Source organism: Pseudoduganella plicata (genome assembly GCF_004421005.1).
Taxonomy (GTDB): Bacteria; Pseudomonadota; Gammaproteobacteria; order Burkholderiales; family Burkholderiaceae_D; genus Rugamonas; species Rugamonas plicata.
In genome coordinates, this window is sequence record NZ_CP038026.1 from 1,788,994 (window position 1) to 1,806,899 (window position 17,906).

Here is a 17,906-nt window from a genome sequence, read left to right on the forward strand (position 1 = left end):
CAGTGGCGGGTGTTCCCAGCGTACGCCGTCGCCTGATGTCGATGGTGTACGAACTCCTGCTGGGCTTTGCCGTGCTGTTCCTGCCGTTTCTCGTGTTCGAGATGGTCGTCAAGGCCAGCCATGCCGAAGTCGTCGAGCACATGCGCCAGGCGCTGGCGTTCCTCGTGCTGGGGGCCTACTTCATCCATCAATGGACCCGCAAGGGCCAGACCTTGGCCATGCAGACATGGCGCATCCGCGTTGCCATGGCGGACGGCGCTACCGTCACGCCACGCGCCGCGACCGTACGCTACCTGCTGTGCTGGCTGTGGGTGCTGCCGGCCGCCATCGTCAGCTGGGCGTTCGGGCTGCACCAATGGCATGCGCTGATCGCACTGCTCGTCGGTATCGTGCTGTGGTCCCTCACCGCCTTCCTCGACCGCGACCGGCAGTTCCTGCATGACAGGATTGCCGGGACGCGGCTGGTGGCGCTGGCGAAGCCTGCCAGGAACGTCAAGGCCAGCGCCGCGTGATGTTGCCGGGTTTCATTGCAGCGGTCGCTGTACCGCCGTCTCTTTCGCACTGACCGCTTTCCCATCCGTCGTCGTTGGCACCATCACCGCCAGCGGCGTCCCGCTCGCCTTGTCCAGCAGCGCCGAGCGCGGCTCATCGTCTTCGAACAGGTGCCGCTCTCCCCACTGCCGCAGTGCGACGATGACTGTGAACAGATCGCCCCCCTTTTTCGTCAGTACATATTCCTGGTAGACGCTGCCGTCGGTAGCGGGCTGCAATGACAGGATCCCATGTTCGACCAGCGTGCGCAGCCGGTCCGCCAGGATATTGCGTGCCATGCCAAGCCGGCGCTGGAAGTCGCTGAAGCGCGCCGCGCCGTCGAAAGCGTCGCGCACGATCAGCATTGACCAGCGGTCGCCGACGACGTCGAGCGTGCGGGCGACGGGACAGGTTTCGGCATTTGACTCTTTCTTGCGCGGCATGATGATTCTCCTTGTGGTTGCATTTTAAAACCAATATGCGTAAGCTTCCAGTGGTTTTGTTTTGCAACCACACGGAGACCCTATGACCCACCTCGCCGCTCCGCCGACAGTCCAGGCCTCGATGCCGTCGGGACTGGTCGCGCTGTTCGCCGCCAGCAGCGGCGTCAGCGTCGCCAACGTGTATTACGCGCAGCCATTGCTGGACCTGATGGCGGCGGACTTCGGCATTCCCGTCGGCGCGGCTGGCGCCATCGTTACCGCGACGCAGGTCGGCAGCGCCCTCGCCCTGCTGCTGCTCGTGCCGCTGGGCGACCGCATGCCGCGACGACGCCTGATGCTGATGCAGCTGGGTGTCCTGTGCGTCGCATTGCTGTGCGCAGCCAGCGCGCGGTCGGCGGCGTTTCTCGTCGGTGCGATGCTGGTGGTGGGCATGCTGGGCACCGCCATGACGCAAGGGCTGATCGCGTATGCCGCCACCGCGGCGGCGGCGGGCGAGCGCGGACGAGTCGTCGGCGCGACGCAAGGCGGCGTCGTCACCGGCCTGCTGCTGGCGCGCGTGCTGGCCGGCGGCATCGCCGACCTGGCCGGCTGGCGGGCGATGTACCTGGTGTCGGCAGCGGCCATGCTGGGCATCGGTGTGCTGCTGTGGTGGCGGCTGCCGCCGCAGCCGGCGCCTGTCCGCCCCCTGCCCTACGGCCTGCTGATCCGGTCGATGCTGGCACTGTTGCGCGACGAGCGCGTCTTGCAAATACGAGGCGGCATCGCCTTCCTGATGTTTGCCGCCTTCGGCATATTCTGGAGCGCGCTGGTGCTGCCGCTGTCCGCGCCGCCGTACGGCATGTCGCATACGGCCATCGGCGCTTTCGGCCTTGCCGGCGTGGTCGGCGTACTGGCCGCCAGCCGGGCCGGCCGGCTGGCGGACCGCGGACTGGGACAGCGCACCAGCGGCGCCGCACTGGCGCTGCTCGTGCTGGCCTGGGTGCCGCTCGGGCTGGCGCTGACACCGTCGCTGGCGCTGGGCATGCCGGCGCGGGTGGCTTTGCTGGCGCTCGGCATTGTCGCCCTGGACCTGGCCGTGCAGGCGCTGCAGGTGCTCAACCAGAGCATGATCTTTGCCGTGCGGCCGGAAGCGCACAGCCGCGTGGTCGGCTGTTACATGATGTTTTATGCGGCGGGGAGCGGGCTCGGCGCCGTGGCCGGCACCGCCATGTATGCGGTTGGGGGCTGGGCTGGCGTTTGCCTGCTGGGTGCCGGGGTCGGTCTGGCCGCGCTGGCGTTCTGGCGGATGACCCGCCATTGGACGGCGTGACAGCCTTGCAGCCGGCGCCGGCGCCACCACATGACAGGGATGTGGAACGATGACGACAGCCCCAGCGAACCGTTATGCCCCCTGTGCGGCCGCCCGCTCGGCACGGCCAATATCGACCGTCACCACCTGGTGCCGCGCACGTTCAAGGGCCGTGCCCAGTTCCCCATCCATAAAATCTGCCACCGCAAGATCCACTCCGTGTTCACGGAGCGCGAGCTGTTCAAGACGTATCACACGTGGGAAGCGCTGCAGGCGCATGACGAGATCCGCACGTTCATCGACTGGGTCGCGCGCAAGCCGCCGGAGTTTTATACGTCCACCGCAACGTCGAATGCGAAGAAGCGGCGGTGAGGGTACTCAACCCCAGAGGCATCAAAACCGCTCGAAGCCCTGCAGATAACGCCACTCGCCAACCGCCAGCCCGCCCATCGACATCCGGCCGATGCGCAGGCGCTTCAGCGCGACGGGCGTCAGGCCGACAGCCTTGCACATCTTCTCGATCTGGCTGGGCTTCGGCCCCTTCATGGCGAAGCGCAGCCGCTGCTCGTTCTGCCAGCTGACCTTCGTGGCGCCCCCGTTCAGTTGCGCCAGCCCATCCTCGACGATGCGGCCGCGCACGTCCACGATGATTTCCTGTTCCATGCGCGCGCCCTCTTCCACCAGCTTGCGGGCGATGCGGTAGTCCTGCGTGAAGACGAACAGGCCGCTGGCATCATTATCGAGTGGCAACGCCGGCGTCAGGTTGTGCAGATGGCGCTTGAGGAAGCGCTCCTTCCGCGCCTGCGCGTTGCGCGCTTCCGGCGTCAGGCACGCCAGCGGATCGGCACCGGCAGGCTTGTTCAGCATGATCGTCACCGGCTCGATTTCCAGCAAGGTCGCATCCGGTGCCAGCGTCACCGCCTGCTCCGCCGCCACGCGTGCGCCGGCCTCTTCGACGACGGCGCCATCGACGAGCACGAAGCCGCCCTCGATATACAGCTCCGCCTCGCGGCGGGAACAGGGCAGCATGTCCGCCACCCGTTTCGAGAGGCGGATCGTGTTTTCGTCGGTCATATTATTGTTGGAAATAGGTGGAGAACACGTCGGCCACGGTGCGCAGTTGCGCGCGCGTGACGTCGAGGTGGGTAACAAGGCGCAGGCGCGGCGCCATCGACACGCGGATATCGGCCGCAGCGAGCGCCTGGGCCAAACCGGCGCAGTGCGCGGCCGGCACGTCGACATAGAAGATGTTCGTTTGCGGCGAGCTGACAGCCAGGCCGTCGATCTTCGCCAGCTCGGCCGCGAGGAAGGCAGCATTGGCGTGATCCTCAGCCAGGCGCTCGACGTTGTGCTGCAAGGCGTACAACCCGGCCGCAGCGACGATGCCGGCCTGGCGCATGCCGCCGCCCAGCATCTTGCGCCAGCGCTTGCCCTCTTCGATGAAGGCGCGCGAGCCGCACAGCACGGAGCCGACCGGCGCGCCCAGCCCTTTCGAGAGGCAGACCGAGACACTGTCGAAGCCGGCGACGGCGTCACACAGGCTGACGCCCTGCGCCACGGCCGCGTTGCAGGCGCGCGCGCCGTCCAGGTGCGTCGCCAGCCCGCGCTCGTGCGCCAGCGCGGTCGCCGCCTTCACGTATTCGCGCGGCAGCACACGGCCGCCGATCGTGTTTTCCAGCGCCAGCAGCCTGGTGCGGGCGAAGTGGAAATCGTGCGGCTTGATCTGCGCGGCGATGTCGGCCAATGCCAGCGAGCCGTCCGGCTGGTTCGCAATCGGCTGCGGCTGGATGCTGCCCAGGACCGCCGCGCCGCCGCCTTCGTAGCGGAACGTGTGCGCTTCCTGGCCGACGAGGTATTCATCGCCGCGGCCGCAATGGGCCAGCAGCGCGATCAGGTTGGTCTGCGTGCCGGACGGCGCGAACAGCGCCGCCTCATAGCCGAACAGCTCCGCCGCGTGCTCCTGCAGGCGGTTGACGGTGGGGTCGTCGCCATACACGTCGTCGCCGACAGGGGCGGACGCCATCGCGTCGCGCATCGCGGCCGATGGCTGCGTTACCGTATCGCTGCGCAGGTCGATCGTCATGGCGCGCTTTCCGCAGCCTGCGCCTGCTCGGCATAGAAGCGGTTGCCCAGCTCCTCCAGCCCGACCGTCTGCAGCACTTCCTGCAGCCGCTCGGTGGGACGGCGGCGCGGCAGGTTCTTGTACGTCGCGACGATCAGCTCGTTCTTCATCGAGTGCTCCCAGCCCACCAGTTCCGTCACGTTGACCTGGTAGCCGTGCGCTTCGAGCTGCAGGCAGCGCAGCACGTTGGTCACCTGGCTGCCGAATTCGCGCGTGTGGATCGGGTGGCGCCAGATTTCCGTCAGCGCGCTCCTGCCCAGGTCCTTGCCCTTGTTCTTGCGCAGCACGGACGCCACTTCGGCCTGGCAGCAAGGCACCAGCACCATGTGTTTCGCATGCTTCTTCAGCGCGAAGTCGATGGCGTCGTCGGTGGCCGTGTTACAGGCATGCAGTGCCGTGACGATATCGACTTGTTCCGGCAGTTCGGCGGACGTCGTCGATTCGGCTACGGACAGCGGCAGGAACGACATGCCGGGGAAGTCGAACTTCGCGGCCAGCTCGCGCGAGCGCTGCACCAGCTCGTCGCGCGTCTCGATGCCGTAGATATGGGAATCGTCGTGCAGGCTCTTGAAGAACAGGTCGTAGAGGATGAAGCCCAGGTACGACTTGCCGGCGCCATGGTCGACCAGCGACACGGAACCCTTCTCACTGCGTACGTCCTGCAGCAGCGGCTCGATGAACTGGTACAGGTGATACACCTGCTTGAGCTTGCGGCGGCTGTCCTGATTGAGCTTGCCGTCGCGCGTGAGGATGTGCAGCTCCTGCAGCAGCGCGACAGACTGGCCCGGACGGATCTCGGGGATGTCGGACACGGTCGTCGGCAGCGACGCCGCCTTGGCATCGGCTTTATTGCGCTTCATCGATCCACGCCTGCTGGATGCCTTCCAGGATCTTTTCGCCGCCGCGCTTGTGGTCGTCGTCGAATCCTTCCAGCGTCACGACCCAGTGGTGCAGGTCCGTGAAGCGGATCGACGCAGGGTCGATGTCCGGATATTTGTCGTACAGTGCTTCGGCGATTGCGGTGATGTCGGTCCACTTCATGGCACGTCCTTCAGTGGCTGCCTTCGCTGGCGTGGTTGATCGTGTATTTCGGGATCTCGACGACGAGATCTTCATCGGCCACGATCGCCTGGCACGACAGGCGCGACTGCGCTTCCAGGCCCCATGCCTTGTCCAGCAGGTCTTCCTCCGTATCGGTCGCCTCGTTCAGCGACGCGAACCCTTCGCGCACGATCACGTGGCAGGTGGTGCAGGCGCACGATTTTTCGCAGGCGTGTTCGATATGGATGTCGTTTTCCAACAGGACGTCGCAGACGGACTTGCCTGCCTCCGTTTCGATGACGGCACCTTCGGGGCACAGCTTGGCGTGGGGCAGGATGACGATTTGTGGCACTTGTTACCTCGGTTATCTTGTTTTGTTGTGGGCGGCTCAGGCCACCTGGTCCAGCGTGCGGCCGGCCAGCGCGCTGCGCACACTGCGGTCCATGCGGCGCGACGCGAATTCCTCGGTGCCGTGCGCCAGCGCTTCCACCGCTGCCTTGACGGCCAGATGGTCGACGGTGCCGGCCTGCGATTGCGCCAGGATCTCGCGGGTATGGATCATCAACAGGTCCACGGCCGTGCGTTCCTCGTTCGACAGCAGCGCCGCATCCTCGTCCAGCGCGGCCTGCGTGGCCAGCAGGATGCGTTCAGCTTCCACCTGTTCTTCGCGCAGTGCGCGCGCCTTCATGTCCACTTCGGCGGACGTGTACGAATCCTGCAGCATGCGCGCCACGTCGTCGTCGGCCAGGCCATACGACGGCTTGACGGTGATCGACGCTTCCACGTTCGAGCGCAGCTCGCGCGCCGAAACGGACAGCAGGCCATCGGCATCGACCTGGTACGTGATGCGGATGCGCGCCGCGCCGGCCGCCATCGGCGGAATGCCGCGCAGCTCGAAGCGCGCCAGCGAACGGCAGTCCGTCACCAGTTCGCGCTCGCCCTGCAGCACGTGCACGGCCAGCGCCGTCTGGCCGTCCTTGAACGTCGTGAACTCCTGCGCGCGGGCGCATGGAATCGTCGAATTACGCGGGATGATCTTCTCGACCAGGCCGCCCATCGTCTCGATGCCCAGCGACAGCGGGATCACGTCCAGCAGCAGCCAGTCGTCGCCCGGCGCGCGGTTGCCGGCCAGCAGATTGGCCTGGATGGCCGCGCCCAGCGCCACGACCTTGTCCGGGTCGATGTTCGCGTGCGGGATCGTGTGGAAGTAGTCGCCCATGGCGCGCTGCACGTGTGGCATGCGCGTGGCCCCGCCGACCATGACGACGCCGTCGATATCGTCCGGGTCGATGTTCGCGTCGCGCAGTGCCTTTTTGACGGCGTTCATCGTCTTGGCGACGAGGTGCTTCGTGATCTCGGCAAACTTCTCGGCCGTGACTTTAAGGTGCACTTCATCGCCCGACGACAGGATCGCGTCGACTGTCACTTCGGCCTTCGTGGACAGCAGTTCCTTCGCCTCGCGGGCTTTTACCATCAGCACGGCCGTGTCCTCGTCGTTCAGCGGCGCCAGCTTTTCCTGCTCGTGGATCCAGCAGAACAGGCGGTGGTCGAAATCGTCGCCGCCCAATGCGGAGTCGCCGCCGGTGGACAGCACTTCGAACACGCCCTTGGACAGTTTCAGGATCGAGATGTCGAACGTGCCGCCACCCAGATCATAGACGGCGAACAGGCCTTCGGAGCCGTTATCGAGGCCATAGGCGATGGCGGCGGCCGTCGGCTCGGACAGCAGGCGCAGCACGTTCAGGCCGGCCAGCTGGGCTGCGTCCTTCGTGGCCTGGCGCTGCGCGTCGTCGAAATAGGCAGGGACCGTGATGACGGCGCCGACCAGGTCGTCGCCCAGTGCATCTTCCGCGCGCTGGCGCAGTGTGGCCAGGATCTGGGCGGAGGTCTCGACGGGGCTCTTCACGCCGGCGACGGTGCGGATCTGCACCATGCCGGGACCGTCGACGAAATCATATGGCAGGTTTTCCGCGTAGGCGATGTCCTTCAGGCCACGGCCCATGAAGCGCTTGACGGAGACGATCGTGTTTTTCGGGTCGGTGGTCTGCTCGGCCTGCGCCTTGCAGCCGATATGCGCGTGCCCGTTGGGCAGGTAGCGCACGACGGACGGCAGCAGCGCGCGGCCCTCCTCGTCGTTCAGCACTTCGGGAATGCTGCTGCGCACGGTGGCGACCAGCGAGTTCGTCGTGCCAAGGTCGATGCCCACGGCCAGCCGATGCTGGTGCGGCGCCGTCGACATGCCCGGTTCGGAAATTTGCAGAAGAGCCATGTGAAACCTGTTGTTGTTTTAGGCTGCGATCGGGCGCTTATGCTTCGATCGCATCGAAGGCGAAGCGGACTTCTTCGCCGAATTTTTCGAGGAACATCAGGGCGCGCACACCCTGTGCAGCGGCCTGGTAGTCGGCGCCGTCGAGGTGGAGTTCGATCGCCGCCAGCTGCTCCTTGCGCGCGGCGCGCAGCTGCGCGTCCAGTTTGTCGAGCAGTTCGACATCCTTGCCGGCGCGAGCCTCGGCCAGCTCCTCGCGCCATTCCATCTGCTGCATCAGGAACGCCATCGGCATGGCCGTATTCGACTCCGTCTGCAGGTCCACGCCGTGCAGCTCGCACAGGTACCGGGCGCGCTTCTGCGGATTCTTCAGCGTCTGATAGGCCTCGTTGGCACGGGTGGCCCACTGCATCGCCACGCGCTTTTCAGCGTCGGTGGCGCCCACGAAACGGTCGGGGTGCACCTGCGACTGGACATCGCGGTAAGCGCTGTCCAGCGCGTTGCTGTCGATGGCGTAGCGCTGCGGCAGGTGGAAAAGCTCGAAGTGATTTTGCACAGTAGCGTGAGAGTCAGATGCGGAAGCTTTCGCCGCAGCCGCAGGCGTCTTTTTCGTTCGGATTGTTGAACTTGAAGCCTTCGTTCAGGCCCTCGCGGGCGAAGTCCAGCTCCGTACCGTCGATATACGGCATGCTTTTCGGATCGACAAAGACCTTCACGCCATGCGACTCGAACACGTGGTCGTCATTCGATACTTCGTCCACGTATTCCAGTTTGTATGCGAGACCCGAGCAGCCCGTCGTGCGCACGCCGAAGCGCAGGCCGACGCCCTTGCCGCGTCGTTCGATATAACGGTTGATGTGCTTCGCTGCTTTTTCGGTCAACGTGATTGCCATATCTTTGCTCCTTGCTGCTGCGTTGTTGCAGAGTTGCTGACTTCTTATGCCGAGTGCTTGGTCTTGTAGTCCAGCACGGCCGCCTTGATGGCGTCTTCGGCCAGGATCGAGCAGTGGATCTTCACCGGCGGCAGCGCCAGTTCTTCCGCGATCTGGGTGTTCTTGATCGACAGCGCCTGGTCCAGCGTCTTGCCCTTGACCCATTCCGTCACGAGCGAGCTCGATGCGATGGCCGAACCGCAGCCATACGTCTTGAATTTCGCGTCTTCGATGACGCCATCGGCGCCCACCTTGATCTGCAGCTTCATCACGTCGCCGCAGGCAGGCGCGCCCACCATGCCCGTGCCAACGCTGTCGTCGCCCTTTTCAAAGGCGCCCACGTTGCGGGGATTTTCGTAGTGGTCGAGAACTTTTTCCGAGTAAGCCATTTGGTGCTCCTGATTCTGTAATTGTTTCGCCAGCGCTTAGTGCGCCGCCCATTGGATCGAGTTGATATCGATCCCTTCCTTGAACATATCCCACAGCGGCGACAGTTCGCGCAGCTTGCCGACCTTTGACTTCATCAGTTCGACGGCGAAGTCGATGTCCTGTTCCGTCGTGAAGCGGCCGATCGTGAAGCGGATCGAGCTGTGCGCCAGTTCGTCGGAGCGGCCCAGTGCGCGCAGCACGTACGACGGCTCCAGGCTGGCCGACGTGCAGGCGGAACCGGACGACACGGCCAGGTCTTTCACGGCCATGATCAGCGACTCGCCTTCGACGTAGTTGAAACTCACGTTCAGGTTGTGCGGCACACGGTTGTCCATGTCGCCGTTGATGTAGACCTCTTCGATTTCCTGCAGGCCGGAGGCCAGGCGGTCGCGCAGCGCCTTGATGCGCGCGGTCTCCTCGTCCATCTCGACCTTCGCCAGGCGGAACGCCTCGCCCATGCCGACAATCTGGTGCACCGGCAAGGTGCCCGAACGCAGGCCGCGCTCGTGACCGCCGCCATGCATCTGCGCTTCGATGCGCACGCGCGGCTTGCGGCAGACGTACAGCGCGCCGACGCCTTTCGGGCCGTAGGTCTTGTGCGCCGTAAACGTCATCAGGTCGATCTTCAGGTCCTGCAGGTCGATGGCGACCTTGCCCGTGGCTTGCGCCGCGTCGCAATGGAAGATGATGCCCTTGGAGCGGCAGAACGCGGCGATTTCCTTGACGGGCTGGATCACGCCGATCTCGTTATTGACCAGCATGACGGAGACGAGGATCGTGTCCGGACGCACGGCCGCGGCCAGCTGTTCAACGGAGATCAGGCCATTGTCTTGCGGGTCCAGGTACGTGGCTTCGAAGCCCTGGCGCTCCAGTTCGCGCACGGTGTCCAGCACGGCCTTGTGCTCCGTTTTCACGGTGACGATGTGCTTGCCCTTCGTCTTGTAGAACTGGGCCGCGCCCTTGATCGCCAGGTTGTTGCTCTCGGTCGCGCCGGAGGTCCAGATGATTTCGCGCGGGTCGGCGTTGACGAGCGCCGCCACGTGGCCGCGCGCCTCTTCGACCGCCGCTTCGGCCGTCCAGCCGTACATATGGCTGCGCGAGGCGGGGTTGCCGAACTGCTCGCGCAGGTAAGGAATCATCTTGTCGGCCACACGCGGATCGATCGGCGTGGTGGCCGAGTAGTCCATGTAGATCGGGAAGTGCGGCGCGGTATGAAACTCGACCGGGGCTACCTTGGCGACGTTCTTTTCAGGGGCGTTCATCTTGTTACTCCAAAGGGTTTAACCGAGTGCGGCGTGGTTGCGGTGCATGACCACGACATTCTGTTCGGCGTTTTTCTGTCTCTGCTGGTCGACCAGGTCCTGCAGCGAGACCGAGTCCAGGTAATCGACCATCTTTTCGTTCAGCGTGGCCCACAGCTCATGGGTCATGCAGCGCGCGCCCGTGGCGTGGTCGGCGCCATGGCAGTTTTCCTTGCCGCCGCACTGGGTTGCATCGAGCGGTTCGTCGACGGCGATGATGATGTCGGCCACCGTCACCTTGTCGGCGCGGCGGGCCAGGCTGTAGCCGCCGCCGGGACCGCGGATCGACTCCACGATCTCGTGCCGGCGCAGCTTGCCGAACAGCTGCTCCAGGTAGGACAGCGAAATCGCCTGGCGCTGGCTGATGCCAGAGAGCGTGACGGGACCCTTGCCCTGGCGCATGGCCAGGTCGATCATCGCAGTCACGGCAAAACGGCCTTTGGTAGTCAGACGCATCACAACCTCGGTTGAGCTCAGCTCACTGTTGAATTCCGGTAAAAACTTGTGCTCGCAACTAAGTGAAAACCTTATTAGTTGAACGATTTAGTCAAGTATAACAGAGTCCGTTCGGGCGTGCCGGAGGCGGCATTTTTTTGGGTGCGGTGCAGCAGAATGGAGGTGCGGAGCGAGCGGCGGGGTGAGACAGCCGGATATTATAACTCAGCGCTGCCCTAGCAGGTCATGCGCGTCCAGGATGGCAAAGGCAATTTCCGGGTGATTGTCCAGGCAGCGGCGGATCGCGGCGGGGATGGCCTGGCGGGTCTTGCGGCACAGACCCGGCGCCGGGCCGAGTTCGATGGCGAAGCCGCGCACCGTGCGCACTTCGTTTGGCCCCGGCGCAATTGACAAGCGCACCCCCAGCTGCTCTTCCAGGCGCTGGCCTACCCGCATCAGCTCGACGTAGCTGCCGATGGCTTCGATCCGCGCAATCAGCCGCTTTTCTTCTTCCTTCGTCAACAGCAGGATGCGCCGGTCGGCCCGCTCGTCGTCCAGCAGCCGCTCGAGCTGGCAGTCGCATGCCCCGGGCGGGCACACTTTACGGTTCAGCGGCAGCGGCGGAGACGACGGCGTCAGCATGGGCGTTCACGTGCGGTTCGGTGGTCGGGCGGTCCACTGCAAGTATCCGATTCCTGCCGAAACGTGTCAAACGAACACCGACTTGACCCGTGACCCGCTCACGCTACCAGGTTGGGCAATAACCGTTGCAAGGTTGCCACATCAATTGCATTTCCAGAAACCAATCGTGATACACTTTCCGCCGAGCAAAACCACCGCCGCTTTCGTTCCCTCCTCCTGCCCTGCACCCGATGCCAGTTCCGCCATCTCTTCCCCGCCTGCTTCGCCAGGGCACCCGCGCCATTGCGCTGGCGGTGTTGGTGTGGCTTGCGGGGCCGGGCGCTGTGGCGGGCGCGACGACGGCCGGGGCCGATCGTCACGTCCTGGTTCTCTATTCCTGGGGCGCCGATTCCGTCTCCGTATGGCAGCGCCTGATGCACAAGGGCCTGTACGACGAACTGGGCAAGAACAACTGGGCGGTCGGTCCCGGCGTGTTCGAGGAACGCTTCGACGCCAACCGCATCAGCCCCGAGGCCACGCAGCACAGCATGGCCCCCTACCTGCGCGCCAAATATGGCGGCGTGCGGCTGGACGCCGTCATCGCCGAGAACCAGGTCGCCAGCCGCTTCCTGGACAGTCATCCGGACCTGTTCCCCGGCGTGCCCCGCTATTACGTCAATCACGGCCGGCACGAATGGCAGCCCGACAACGGCACCGCCCTCGAAGTCCGGCCCGACTTCGCCCGGTCCATCGGCATCATCGCCCAGGTGGCGCCGAGGATACGCAAGGTCGTGGTCATCGCCGACGGCTCGCCGCGCCTGCAGCAATGGCTGGGGGAGGTGCGCCGCGCCGCGGCCCGTTACGAGCATCGCATCGACTTCGAGTACCACGACCGCGACACGTTCGCCCAGCTCGAACACCTGGTGGGCGGCCTCGATCGCAACAGCGCAGTGTTCCTGCTGCCTGCCGGCCAGGATGCCACAGGCGCACGCATCACACCGCCCGCCCTGGCGCGCCGCCTGGCCGCCGCCAGCAGCGCCCCGATCTTCACCAGCCTGCAATCGCTGGTGCAGCCCGGCGTGGTGGGCGGATATGTCGTCAGCGCCGAACGCATCGGCCGCGTCATCGCCCGCATCATGCTGGGCCAGCCGACCGACACGGCCGACGTGCAAGGCTACTATTTCGACTATCCCACCGTGCGCCGCTTCGGCCTCGGCGCCATCCCGCCGGACGCGGTGCTGCTGAACCGGCCGGACAATGTGTGGGACCTGTACCGCTGGCAGATCATCGCCGGGGTGACCCTGATCGGCGTGCAGGGCGCGCTGATCGCCGCCCTGTTCGTCGCCCTGCGCGACCGGCGCCACACGCTGGCGGACCTGCACAATGAACGCAACAACCTTGAAGACCGGGTGCTGCAACGCACGCTGGAGCTGCTGATGGCGAACACGAAGCTGGAACAGCTGGCGACAACGGACCCGCTGACGGGCATCGCCAACCGCCGCAAGATGACGGACACCATCGCGGCCGAACTGGAACGCGCCAGCCGCTTCGGCCATCCGCTGTCGGTGCTGATGGTCGACGTGGATTACTTCAAGCGCGTCAACGACACCCATGGCCACGAGGTCGGCGACCGCACCATCGTCGCGGTGGCCAACGTCCTGATGTCGTCGCTGCGCGCCATCGATACGGCGGCCCGCTTCGGCGGCGAGGAATTCGTCGTGCTGATGCCGGAAACCGACGAGGCGGTGGCCGCGGTCGCCGCCGAGCGGCTGCGCGAGGCGGCAGGCGCCTTGCGCCTGACAGCCGGCGACGGCACCCTCGTCGCCATCACGGTCACCATCGGCATCAGCTCGGCGCGCCCGGACGACAGCCCGTCCACCTTGCTGGTGCGGGCGGACAAGGCGCTGTATCGCGGCAAGAAGGAAGGCCGCAACCGCGTGGTGCGCTTCGAGGACGTCGCCACGCCACGCTTGCCGGCGTAGTGACTCGCGCGGTTATTGCCGCCGTTATTCCCGGCAGTTATTCCCGCCGTTATTCGGCATCCGGCTGCGCCGACGGATGCGCCGCCTGGAATGCAGGGATCTCCGCGCACGCGGCATGAATCCGGGCGATCGTCGGGTACGGCGCCAGGTCGACATGGAAGCGCTGCGCATTGAACACCTGCGGCACCAGGCAGCAGTCGGCGATCGTCGGCGTGTCGCCGTGGCAGAAGCGGCCCGTCCCGCCATGCTGCAGGTGCGCCTCCAGCATGGCCATCCCTTCGCCCAGCCAGTGGCGATACCAGTCCAGCTTGACCTCCTCCGTCAGCCCCATCGCGCCCGTCAGGTGCTGCAGCACGCGCAGGTTCGTCAGCGGATGGGTGTCGGCGGCCACCGTCAGCGCCAGCGCCCGGACGCGCGCGCGGCCGGCCGCATCCTGCGGCAGCAGCGGCATCGACGGGTGTGCCTCCTCCAGGTACTCGATGATGGCCAGCGACTGCGTCAGCGTGACGCCGCCGTCCGTCAGCGCCGGCACCAGACCGCTGGGATTGACGGCGCGGTAGGTTTGCTGGCGCTGCTCGCCGCCGCCGCGCAGCAGGTGCACGGGCACGGCGTCGTACGCCAGCCCCTTCAGGTTCAGCGCGATGCGGACGCGATATGCGGCCGAGCTGCGGAAGTAGGTATAGAGCTTCACCGGGCTTTTTCCTCATAGTGGCGCACGGTCTGGTCGATCGCGCCGAAGATGCTGCGGCCCGCGTCGTCGTGCATCTCGATGCGCACCGTGTCGCCGAACTTCAGGAACGGCGTCTTCGGCGCGCCGCCTTCGATGGTCTCGTACATGCGCACTTCGGCCAGGCAGCAGTAGCCCACGCCGCCGTTTTCCACCGACGAACCGTGCAGGCTGCCCTGCTTGTTCGACACGGTGCCCGAACCGACGATGGTGCCGGCGGCCAGCTCGCGCGTGCGGGCGGCATGCGCGACCAGCTGGGCAAAGCTGAACGTCATGTCCTCGCCCGCGTTGGGGCGGCCGAACGGCTTGCCGTTCAGGTCCACGCGCAGCGGCAGGCGCACCTTGTTGTCCTGCCAGTGCGCGCCCAGTTCGTCGGGCGTCACGGCCACGGGAGAAAACGCGCTGGCCGGCTTGGACTGGAAGAAGCCGAAGCCCTTGGCCAGTTCGTTCGGGATCAGGTTGCGCAGGGAGACGTCGTTGACGAGCATGACGAGGCGGATCGCGCCTGCCGCAGTTTCCGGCGTCGCGCCCATCGGCACGTCGCCCGTGATGACGGCCACTTCGGCCTCCAGGTCGATGCCCCATTCTTCCGACAGCGCGTAGATGGCGTCGCGCGGGCCGACGAAACTGTCCGAACCGCCCTGGTACATCAGCGGATCGGTGTAGAACGATGCGGGCACCTCGGCATTGCGCGCCTTGCGCACCAGCTCGACGTGGTTGATGTAGGCCGAGCCGTCCGCCCACTGGTAGGCACGCGGCAGCGGCGAGTGGCAGGCTGCTTCGTCGAATGGCTGTGCGTCGGTACCTGCGCCGGCGTTGAGCGCCTCGTAGGCGCGTTGCAGTTGCGGCGCCGCGGCCTCCCAGTCGTCCAGCGCTGCCTGCAGCGTGGGTGCGATCCCAGGGACGGGCAGGCAATGGCGCAGGTCGCAGCTGACGACGACCAGCTGGCCGTCGCGCTTGCCGTTCTTGATGGTGGCGAGCTTCATGTAATTCCTTTTGGCGATGGCGGCACGGTGCCGCGGTTGCCGTCATTAGAACTCCGATTCGGCTATCATACAAACGATATTTTTCAGCCAATTTATCAGCGAATCAAATGACTCCCACCCTGCGCCAGATGCGCGCCCTGGTCGCCATCGCCCGCACCGGCAGCTTCACGCAGGCGGCCGCGCTGCTGCACCTGACGCAGTCGGCCCTGTCCGGGCAGATCAAGGAACTGGAAGCGCTGCTGGGCGTAAAGGTGGTCGAGCGCAATACACGCCGCGTCGAGCTGTCCGACGTGGGCCGCGAGCTGGTGCCGCTGTTCGACAAGATGCTGCAGGATCTGGACGGCGCGCTGGCCGACATCGCCAGCCGCAAGGCGCTGCGCAAGGGCGTGGTGCGCGTCGCGGCGCCGCAGATGATGGCCTGCACGCTGCTGCCACACGTAATCGCTGCCTACCGGCTCGAGCAGCCCGACATCCAGGTGCTGCTGGTGGACTGCCCCGTCGACAACGTGGCGCAGCGCGTCTTCAGTGGCGAAGTCGATATCGGCGTCGGTCCCGAGCGCGACGCATTACCGGACATCGGCACGCAGCTGCTGTTCGAGCTGCCGTTCGTGGCCGTCTGCCCGAAGGGGCATCCGCTGGCGCGGCAGGCCACCGTCAGCTGGGCCGACCTGGGCCGCCATCCGTTCATTGCGCTGCAGGGCCAGTTCACGGAGCGACTGCTGCGCGACATGAAGGTCCGCCACGCCGATGCCGGCGGCCTGCAGCCGTACAGCGAAGTGACGTTCATGACGACGGCGCTGGCGCTCGTGGCGGCAGGGCTCGGCGTGACCGCCTGCCTGCCGTACGCCGCACCCATGGTCAATCTGCACGGCCTGGAGATGCGGCCCCTGACCCACCCGGAGCTGACGCGCAAGTTCTACATCCACACCCGGACAACGCGCACACCATCGCCGGCGGCAGCCAGTTTTACCGGGTTCCTCCTGGATTTCGTCCAGACCCTATAATCGGACGTCGCCACTCTCCCCTACTACCATGTCGCACAACACCATCGAGATCAACCGCGCGATGGACAAATTCGACGGCCACCACAGCGTCTGGCTGTTCGGCTACGGTTCGCTGATCTGGAAGGCCGACTTCCCGTACCTGCAACGCAAACCCGCCAGCATTGCCGGCTGGACGCGCCGCTTCTGGCAAGGCTCGCACGACCATCGGGGCACGCCGGAGGCACCGGGCCGCGTCGCCACCATCGTCCCTTGCGAAGGCGCGATCTGCCACGGCATGGCGTACCTCGTCACGCCGGAAGAATTCGCCCACCTCGATCATCGGGAAAAGAACGGCTACCTGCGGATCGCCATCGACATTCACTTCGACGACGGCGGCGTCGAGGAAGGCCTGGTCTACGTCGCGCGGCAGGACAATGCGGCGTTCCTGGGCGAAGCATCGGAGCTGGAGATCGCGCGGCACATCGCCTCCGCGCGCGGGCCGAGCGGGCCGAATGCCGAGTATTTATTGCATCTGGCGCGAGCGTTGCGGGAGATGGGGCATGAGGATGCGCATGTGTTTGCGATTGAGGCGCATCTGACTATCGGCACATGAAAGCCAGGGACAGCGTCAAAAAAGATCCATCTGCCCCGCAGCCTGTGCCGCCCGCGCCCGCGCTCCCAGCGGCGGCACGACAATCGGCCGTCGGAACGACGCGCAATCGAGCGTCCTGAATCGCATGCCCGGCCCGCCCAACCCGAGCCGGTCGCGCGCCTTTTCGACCCGCTGCCGGATCAGGTCCGCCCAGATGCCCTCGCCGTGCATGCGCGTGCCGAACGAGGCGTCGTAGTCCTTCCCGCCGCGCATTTCGCGCACGCGGTTCATCACGCGCTGGGCACGGTCTGGGAAATGGGCTTCGAGCCATTGCTGGAACAGCGGGCTCACTTCCCACGGCAGCCGCAGCACGACGTAGTTGGCCATGATTGCGCCCGCGTCGCGCGCCGCTTCCATGACTTTTTCGATTTCCGGCTCCGTCACGAACGGGATGATCGGCGCAATCGACACGCCGACCGGAATGCCCGCCTCCGTCAGCGTGCGGATCGCGCGCAGGCGCCGGGCCGGTGCCGCGGCGCGCGGCTCCAGGGTGCGGGCGATTTTCGGGTCCAGCGTCGTGATCGTGATCGACGCGGCGGCGAGATGCCTTTCCGCCATCGGCGCCAGGATGTCGATATCGCGCTCGATCAGCGACGACTTCGTGATCAGCCCCACCGGGTGGTCGCATTCCTTCAGCACTTCCAGCACGCGGCGCGTCAGCCGGTACTCGCGCTCGCACGGCTGGTAGGCATCCGTGTTCACGCCCAGCGCGATGGGTTCGACCGTGTAGCCGGGCTTCGACAATTCACTGCGCAGCAGTTCCGGCGCGTTCACCTTTGCATACAACTTGCTCTCGAAGTCGAGCCCCGGCGACAGGCCCAGATAGCTGTGCGAGGGCCGCGCGAAGCAGTAGATGCAGCCATGCTCGCAGCCGCGGTACGGATTGAGCGAGACGGCGAACGGGATATCCGGCGACTGGTTGCGCGTCAGGATGGACTTTGCCGTTTCTTCCGTCACGTGCGTGCGCCACACTTTCGGACACTCTTCCTCATGCTCCCAGCCGTCGTCGAACGACTCGCGGCCATTGACTTCGTAGCGCCCCTGCACGTTCGAGACGGCGCCCCGCCCCTTCTGCGCATACAGGGGCCGCGGGGGCAGCATCACCTGACCTTCAAATTGCTCATCTCGCATGGCGCTCACCGATAACTGTATGCATATACAGTATTG

The 17,906-nt window shown here is 65.7% G+C and carries 22 protein-coding genes; 6 read left to right on the forward strand and 16 right to left on the reverse strand.

What is annotated here, in order from left to right:
• Positions 1-2 precede the first annotated feature (2 nt).
• The gene (locus tag E1742_RS07845; protein ID WP_229466630.1) at positions 3-512 is read left to right on the forward strand and encodes an RDD family protein; all 510 of its coding nucleotides are present in this window, start codon (positions 3-5) and stop codon (positions 510-512) included.
• A 12-nt stretch (positions 513-524) separates the two neighbouring features.
• Here the strand turns inward: E1742_RS07845 and E1742_RS07850 are convergent, their stop codons facing one another.
• Positions 525-974: a winged helix-turn-helix transcriptional regulator gene (locus E1742_RS07850; RefSeq protein WP_134384362.1), complete on the reverse strand. Its 450-nt coding sequence runs from the start codon at positions 972-974 to the stop codon at positions 525-527.
• An 82-nt stretch (positions 975-1,056) separates the two neighbouring features.
• On the opposite strand from E1742_RS07850, the gene E1742_RS07855 reads away from it, so the two are divergent.
• Entirely contained in the window at positions 1,057-2,283 is a 1,227-nt protein-coding gene (locus tag E1742_RS07855; protein WP_134384363.1) for an MFS transporter, read from the forward strand.
• A gap of 39 nt (positions 2,284-2,322) precedes the next feature.
• On the forward strand, positions 2,323-2,634 hold the full coding sequence (locus E1742_RS07860) for an HNH endonuclease signature motif containing protein (protein WP_229466632.1): 312 nt from the start codon (positions 2,323-2,325) through the stop codon (positions 2,632-2,634).
• Positions 2,635-2,655: 21 nt separating this feature from the next.
• On the opposite strand, the gene E1742_RS07865 is transcribed toward E1742_RS07860, so the two are convergent.
• The 12 genes from E1742_RS07865 to E1742_RS07920 form a co-directional block, all read right to left on the reverse strand.
• Positions 2,656-3,336 (reverse strand): RNA pseudouridine synthase, encoded by a 681-nt coding sequence (locus E1742_RS07865; protein WP_134384364.1) that lies wholly within the window; start codon positions 3,334-3,336, stop codon positions 2,656-2,658.
• Between the two features lies 1 nt (position 3,337).
• Positions 3,338-4,345 carry a low-specificity L-threonine aldolase gene (ltaE, locus tag E1742_RS07870; protein ID WP_134384365.1) on the reverse strand — a complete coding sequence of 336 codons (1,008 nt, stop codon included), beginning with the start codon at positions 4,343-4,345 and terminating at the stop codon, positions 3,338-3,340.
• Positions 4,342-5,244 (reverse strand): class I SAM-dependent methyltransferase, encoded by a 903-nt coding sequence (locus E1742_RS07875; protein ID WP_134384366.1) that lies wholly within the window; start codon positions 5,242-5,244, stop codon positions 4,342-4,344. The genes ltaE and E1742_RS07875 overlap by 4 nt, the downstream gene beginning before the upstream one ends.
• On the reverse strand, positions 5,231-5,425 hold the full coding sequence (gene iscX / locus E1742_RS07880; RefSeq protein ID WP_134384367.1) for a Fe-S cluster assembly protein IscX: 195 nt from the start codon (positions 5,423-5,425) through the stop codon (positions 5,231-5,233). The genes E1742_RS07875 and iscX overlap by 14 nt, the downstream gene beginning before the upstream one ends.
• Positions 5,426-5,435: 10 nt before the next feature.
• On the reverse strand, positions 5,436-5,777 hold the full coding sequence (fdx, locus tag E1742_RS07885) for an ISC system 2Fe-2S type ferredoxin (RefSeq protein WP_134384368.1): 342 nt from the start codon (positions 5,775-5,777) through the stop codon (positions 5,436-5,438).
• 36 nt (positions 5,778-5,813) lie between these two features.
• Positions 5,814-7,694 (reverse strand): Fe-S protein assembly chaperone HscA, encoded by a 1,881-nt coding sequence (hscA, locus tag E1742_RS07890; protein WP_134384369.1) that lies wholly within the window; start codon positions 7,692-7,694, stop codon positions 5,814-5,816.
• Positions 7,695-7,731: 37 nt separating this feature from the next.
• Positions 7,732-8,247 (reverse strand): Fe-S protein assembly co-chaperone HscB, encoded by a 516-nt coding sequence (gene hscB / locus E1742_RS07895; RefSeq protein WP_134384370.1) that lies wholly within the window; start codon positions 8,245-8,247, stop codon positions 7,732-7,734.
• Between the two features lie 13 nt (positions 8,248-8,260).
• Positions 8,261-8,584, reverse strand: a complete 324-nt coding sequence (iscA, locus tag E1742_RS07900; RefSeq protein WP_134384371.1) for an iron-sulfur cluster assembly protein IscA — start codon at positions 8,582-8,584, stop codon at positions 8,261-8,263.
• Between the two features lie 44 nt (positions 8,585-8,628).
• Positions 8,629-9,012, reverse strand: a complete 384-nt coding sequence (iscU, locus tag E1742_RS07905) for a Fe-S cluster assembly scaffold IscU (protein ID WP_134384372.1) — start codon at positions 9,010-9,012, stop codon at positions 8,629-8,631.
• A 36-nt stretch (positions 9,013-9,048) separates the two neighbouring features.
• On the reverse strand, positions 9,049-10,314 hold the full coding sequence (locus tag E1742_RS07910) for an IscS subfamily cysteine desulfurase (protein WP_134384373.1): 1,266 nt from the start codon (positions 10,312-10,314) through the stop codon (positions 9,049-9,051).
• A gap of 18 nt (positions 10,315-10,332) precedes the next feature.
• The gene (gene iscR / locus E1742_RS07915; protein ID WP_107143152.1) at positions 10,333-10,809 is read right to left on the reverse strand and encodes a Fe-S cluster assembly transcriptional regulator IscR; all 477 of its coding nucleotides are present in this window, start codon (positions 10,807-10,809) and stop codon (positions 10,333-10,335) included.
• Between the two features lie 204 nt (positions 10,810-11,013).
• A complete protein-coding gene (locus tag E1742_RS07920) occupies positions 11,014-11,430 on the reverse strand; it encodes a hypothetical protein (RefSeq protein WP_134384374.1) in 417 nt (138 codons plus the stop codon).
• Positions 11,431-11,660: 230 nt separating this feature from the next.
• On the opposite strand from E1742_RS07920, the gene E1742_RS07925 reads away from it, so the two are divergent.
• Complete coding sequence (locus E1742_RS07925) at positions 11,661-13,391, forward strand: GGDEF domain-containing protein (protein ID WP_134384375.1); 1,731 nt, start codon at positions 11,661-11,663, stop codon at positions 13,389-13,391.
• A 49-nt stretch (positions 13,392-13,440) separates the two neighbouring features.
• Here the strand turns inward: E1742_RS07925 and maiA are convergent, their stop codons facing one another.
• Both maiA and E1742_RS07935 read right to left on the reverse strand, forming a co-directional pair.
• Positions 13,441-14,082, reverse strand: coding sequence for a maleylacetoacetate isomerase (gene maiA, locus E1742_RS07930; protein ID WP_134384376.1), 642 nt, complete (start codon positions 14,080-14,082; stop codon positions 13,441-13,443).
• Positions 14,079-15,104 carry a fumarylacetoacetate hydrolase family protein gene (locus E1742_RS07935; RefSeq protein ID WP_134384377.1) on the reverse strand — a complete coding sequence of 342 codons (1,026 nt, stop codon included), beginning with the start codon at positions 15,102-15,104 and terminating at the stop codon, positions 14,079-14,081. Before E1742_RS07935 ends, maiA begins: the two co-directional genes overlap by 4 nt.
• Positions 15,105-15,211: 107 nt before the next feature.
• Here E1742_RS07935 and E1742_RS07940 point away from each other — a divergent pair, with 107 nt between their 5' ends.
• Both E1742_RS07940 and E1742_RS07945 read left to right on the forward strand, forming a co-directional pair.
• Positions 15,212-16,108: a LysR family transcriptional regulator gene (locus E1742_RS07940; protein ID WP_134384378.1), complete on the forward strand. Its 897-nt coding sequence runs from the start codon at positions 15,212-15,214 to the stop codon at positions 16,106-16,108.
• 28 nt (positions 16,109-16,136) lie between these two features.
• Positions 16,137-16,700: a gamma-glutamylcyclotransferase gene (locus tag E1742_RS07945; protein ID WP_134384379.1), complete on the forward strand. Its 564-nt coding sequence runs from the start codon at positions 16,137-16,139 to the stop codon at positions 16,698-16,700.
• Positions 16,701-16,715: 15 nt separating this feature from the next.
• On the opposite strand, the gene E1742_RS07950 is transcribed toward E1742_RS07945, so the two are convergent.
• Entirely contained in the window at positions 16,716-17,870 is a 1,155-nt protein-coding gene (locus E1742_RS07950; RefSeq protein WP_229466634.1) for a PA0069 family radical SAM protein, read from the reverse strand.
• Between the last annotated feature and the right edge of the window lie 36 nt (positions 17,871-17,906).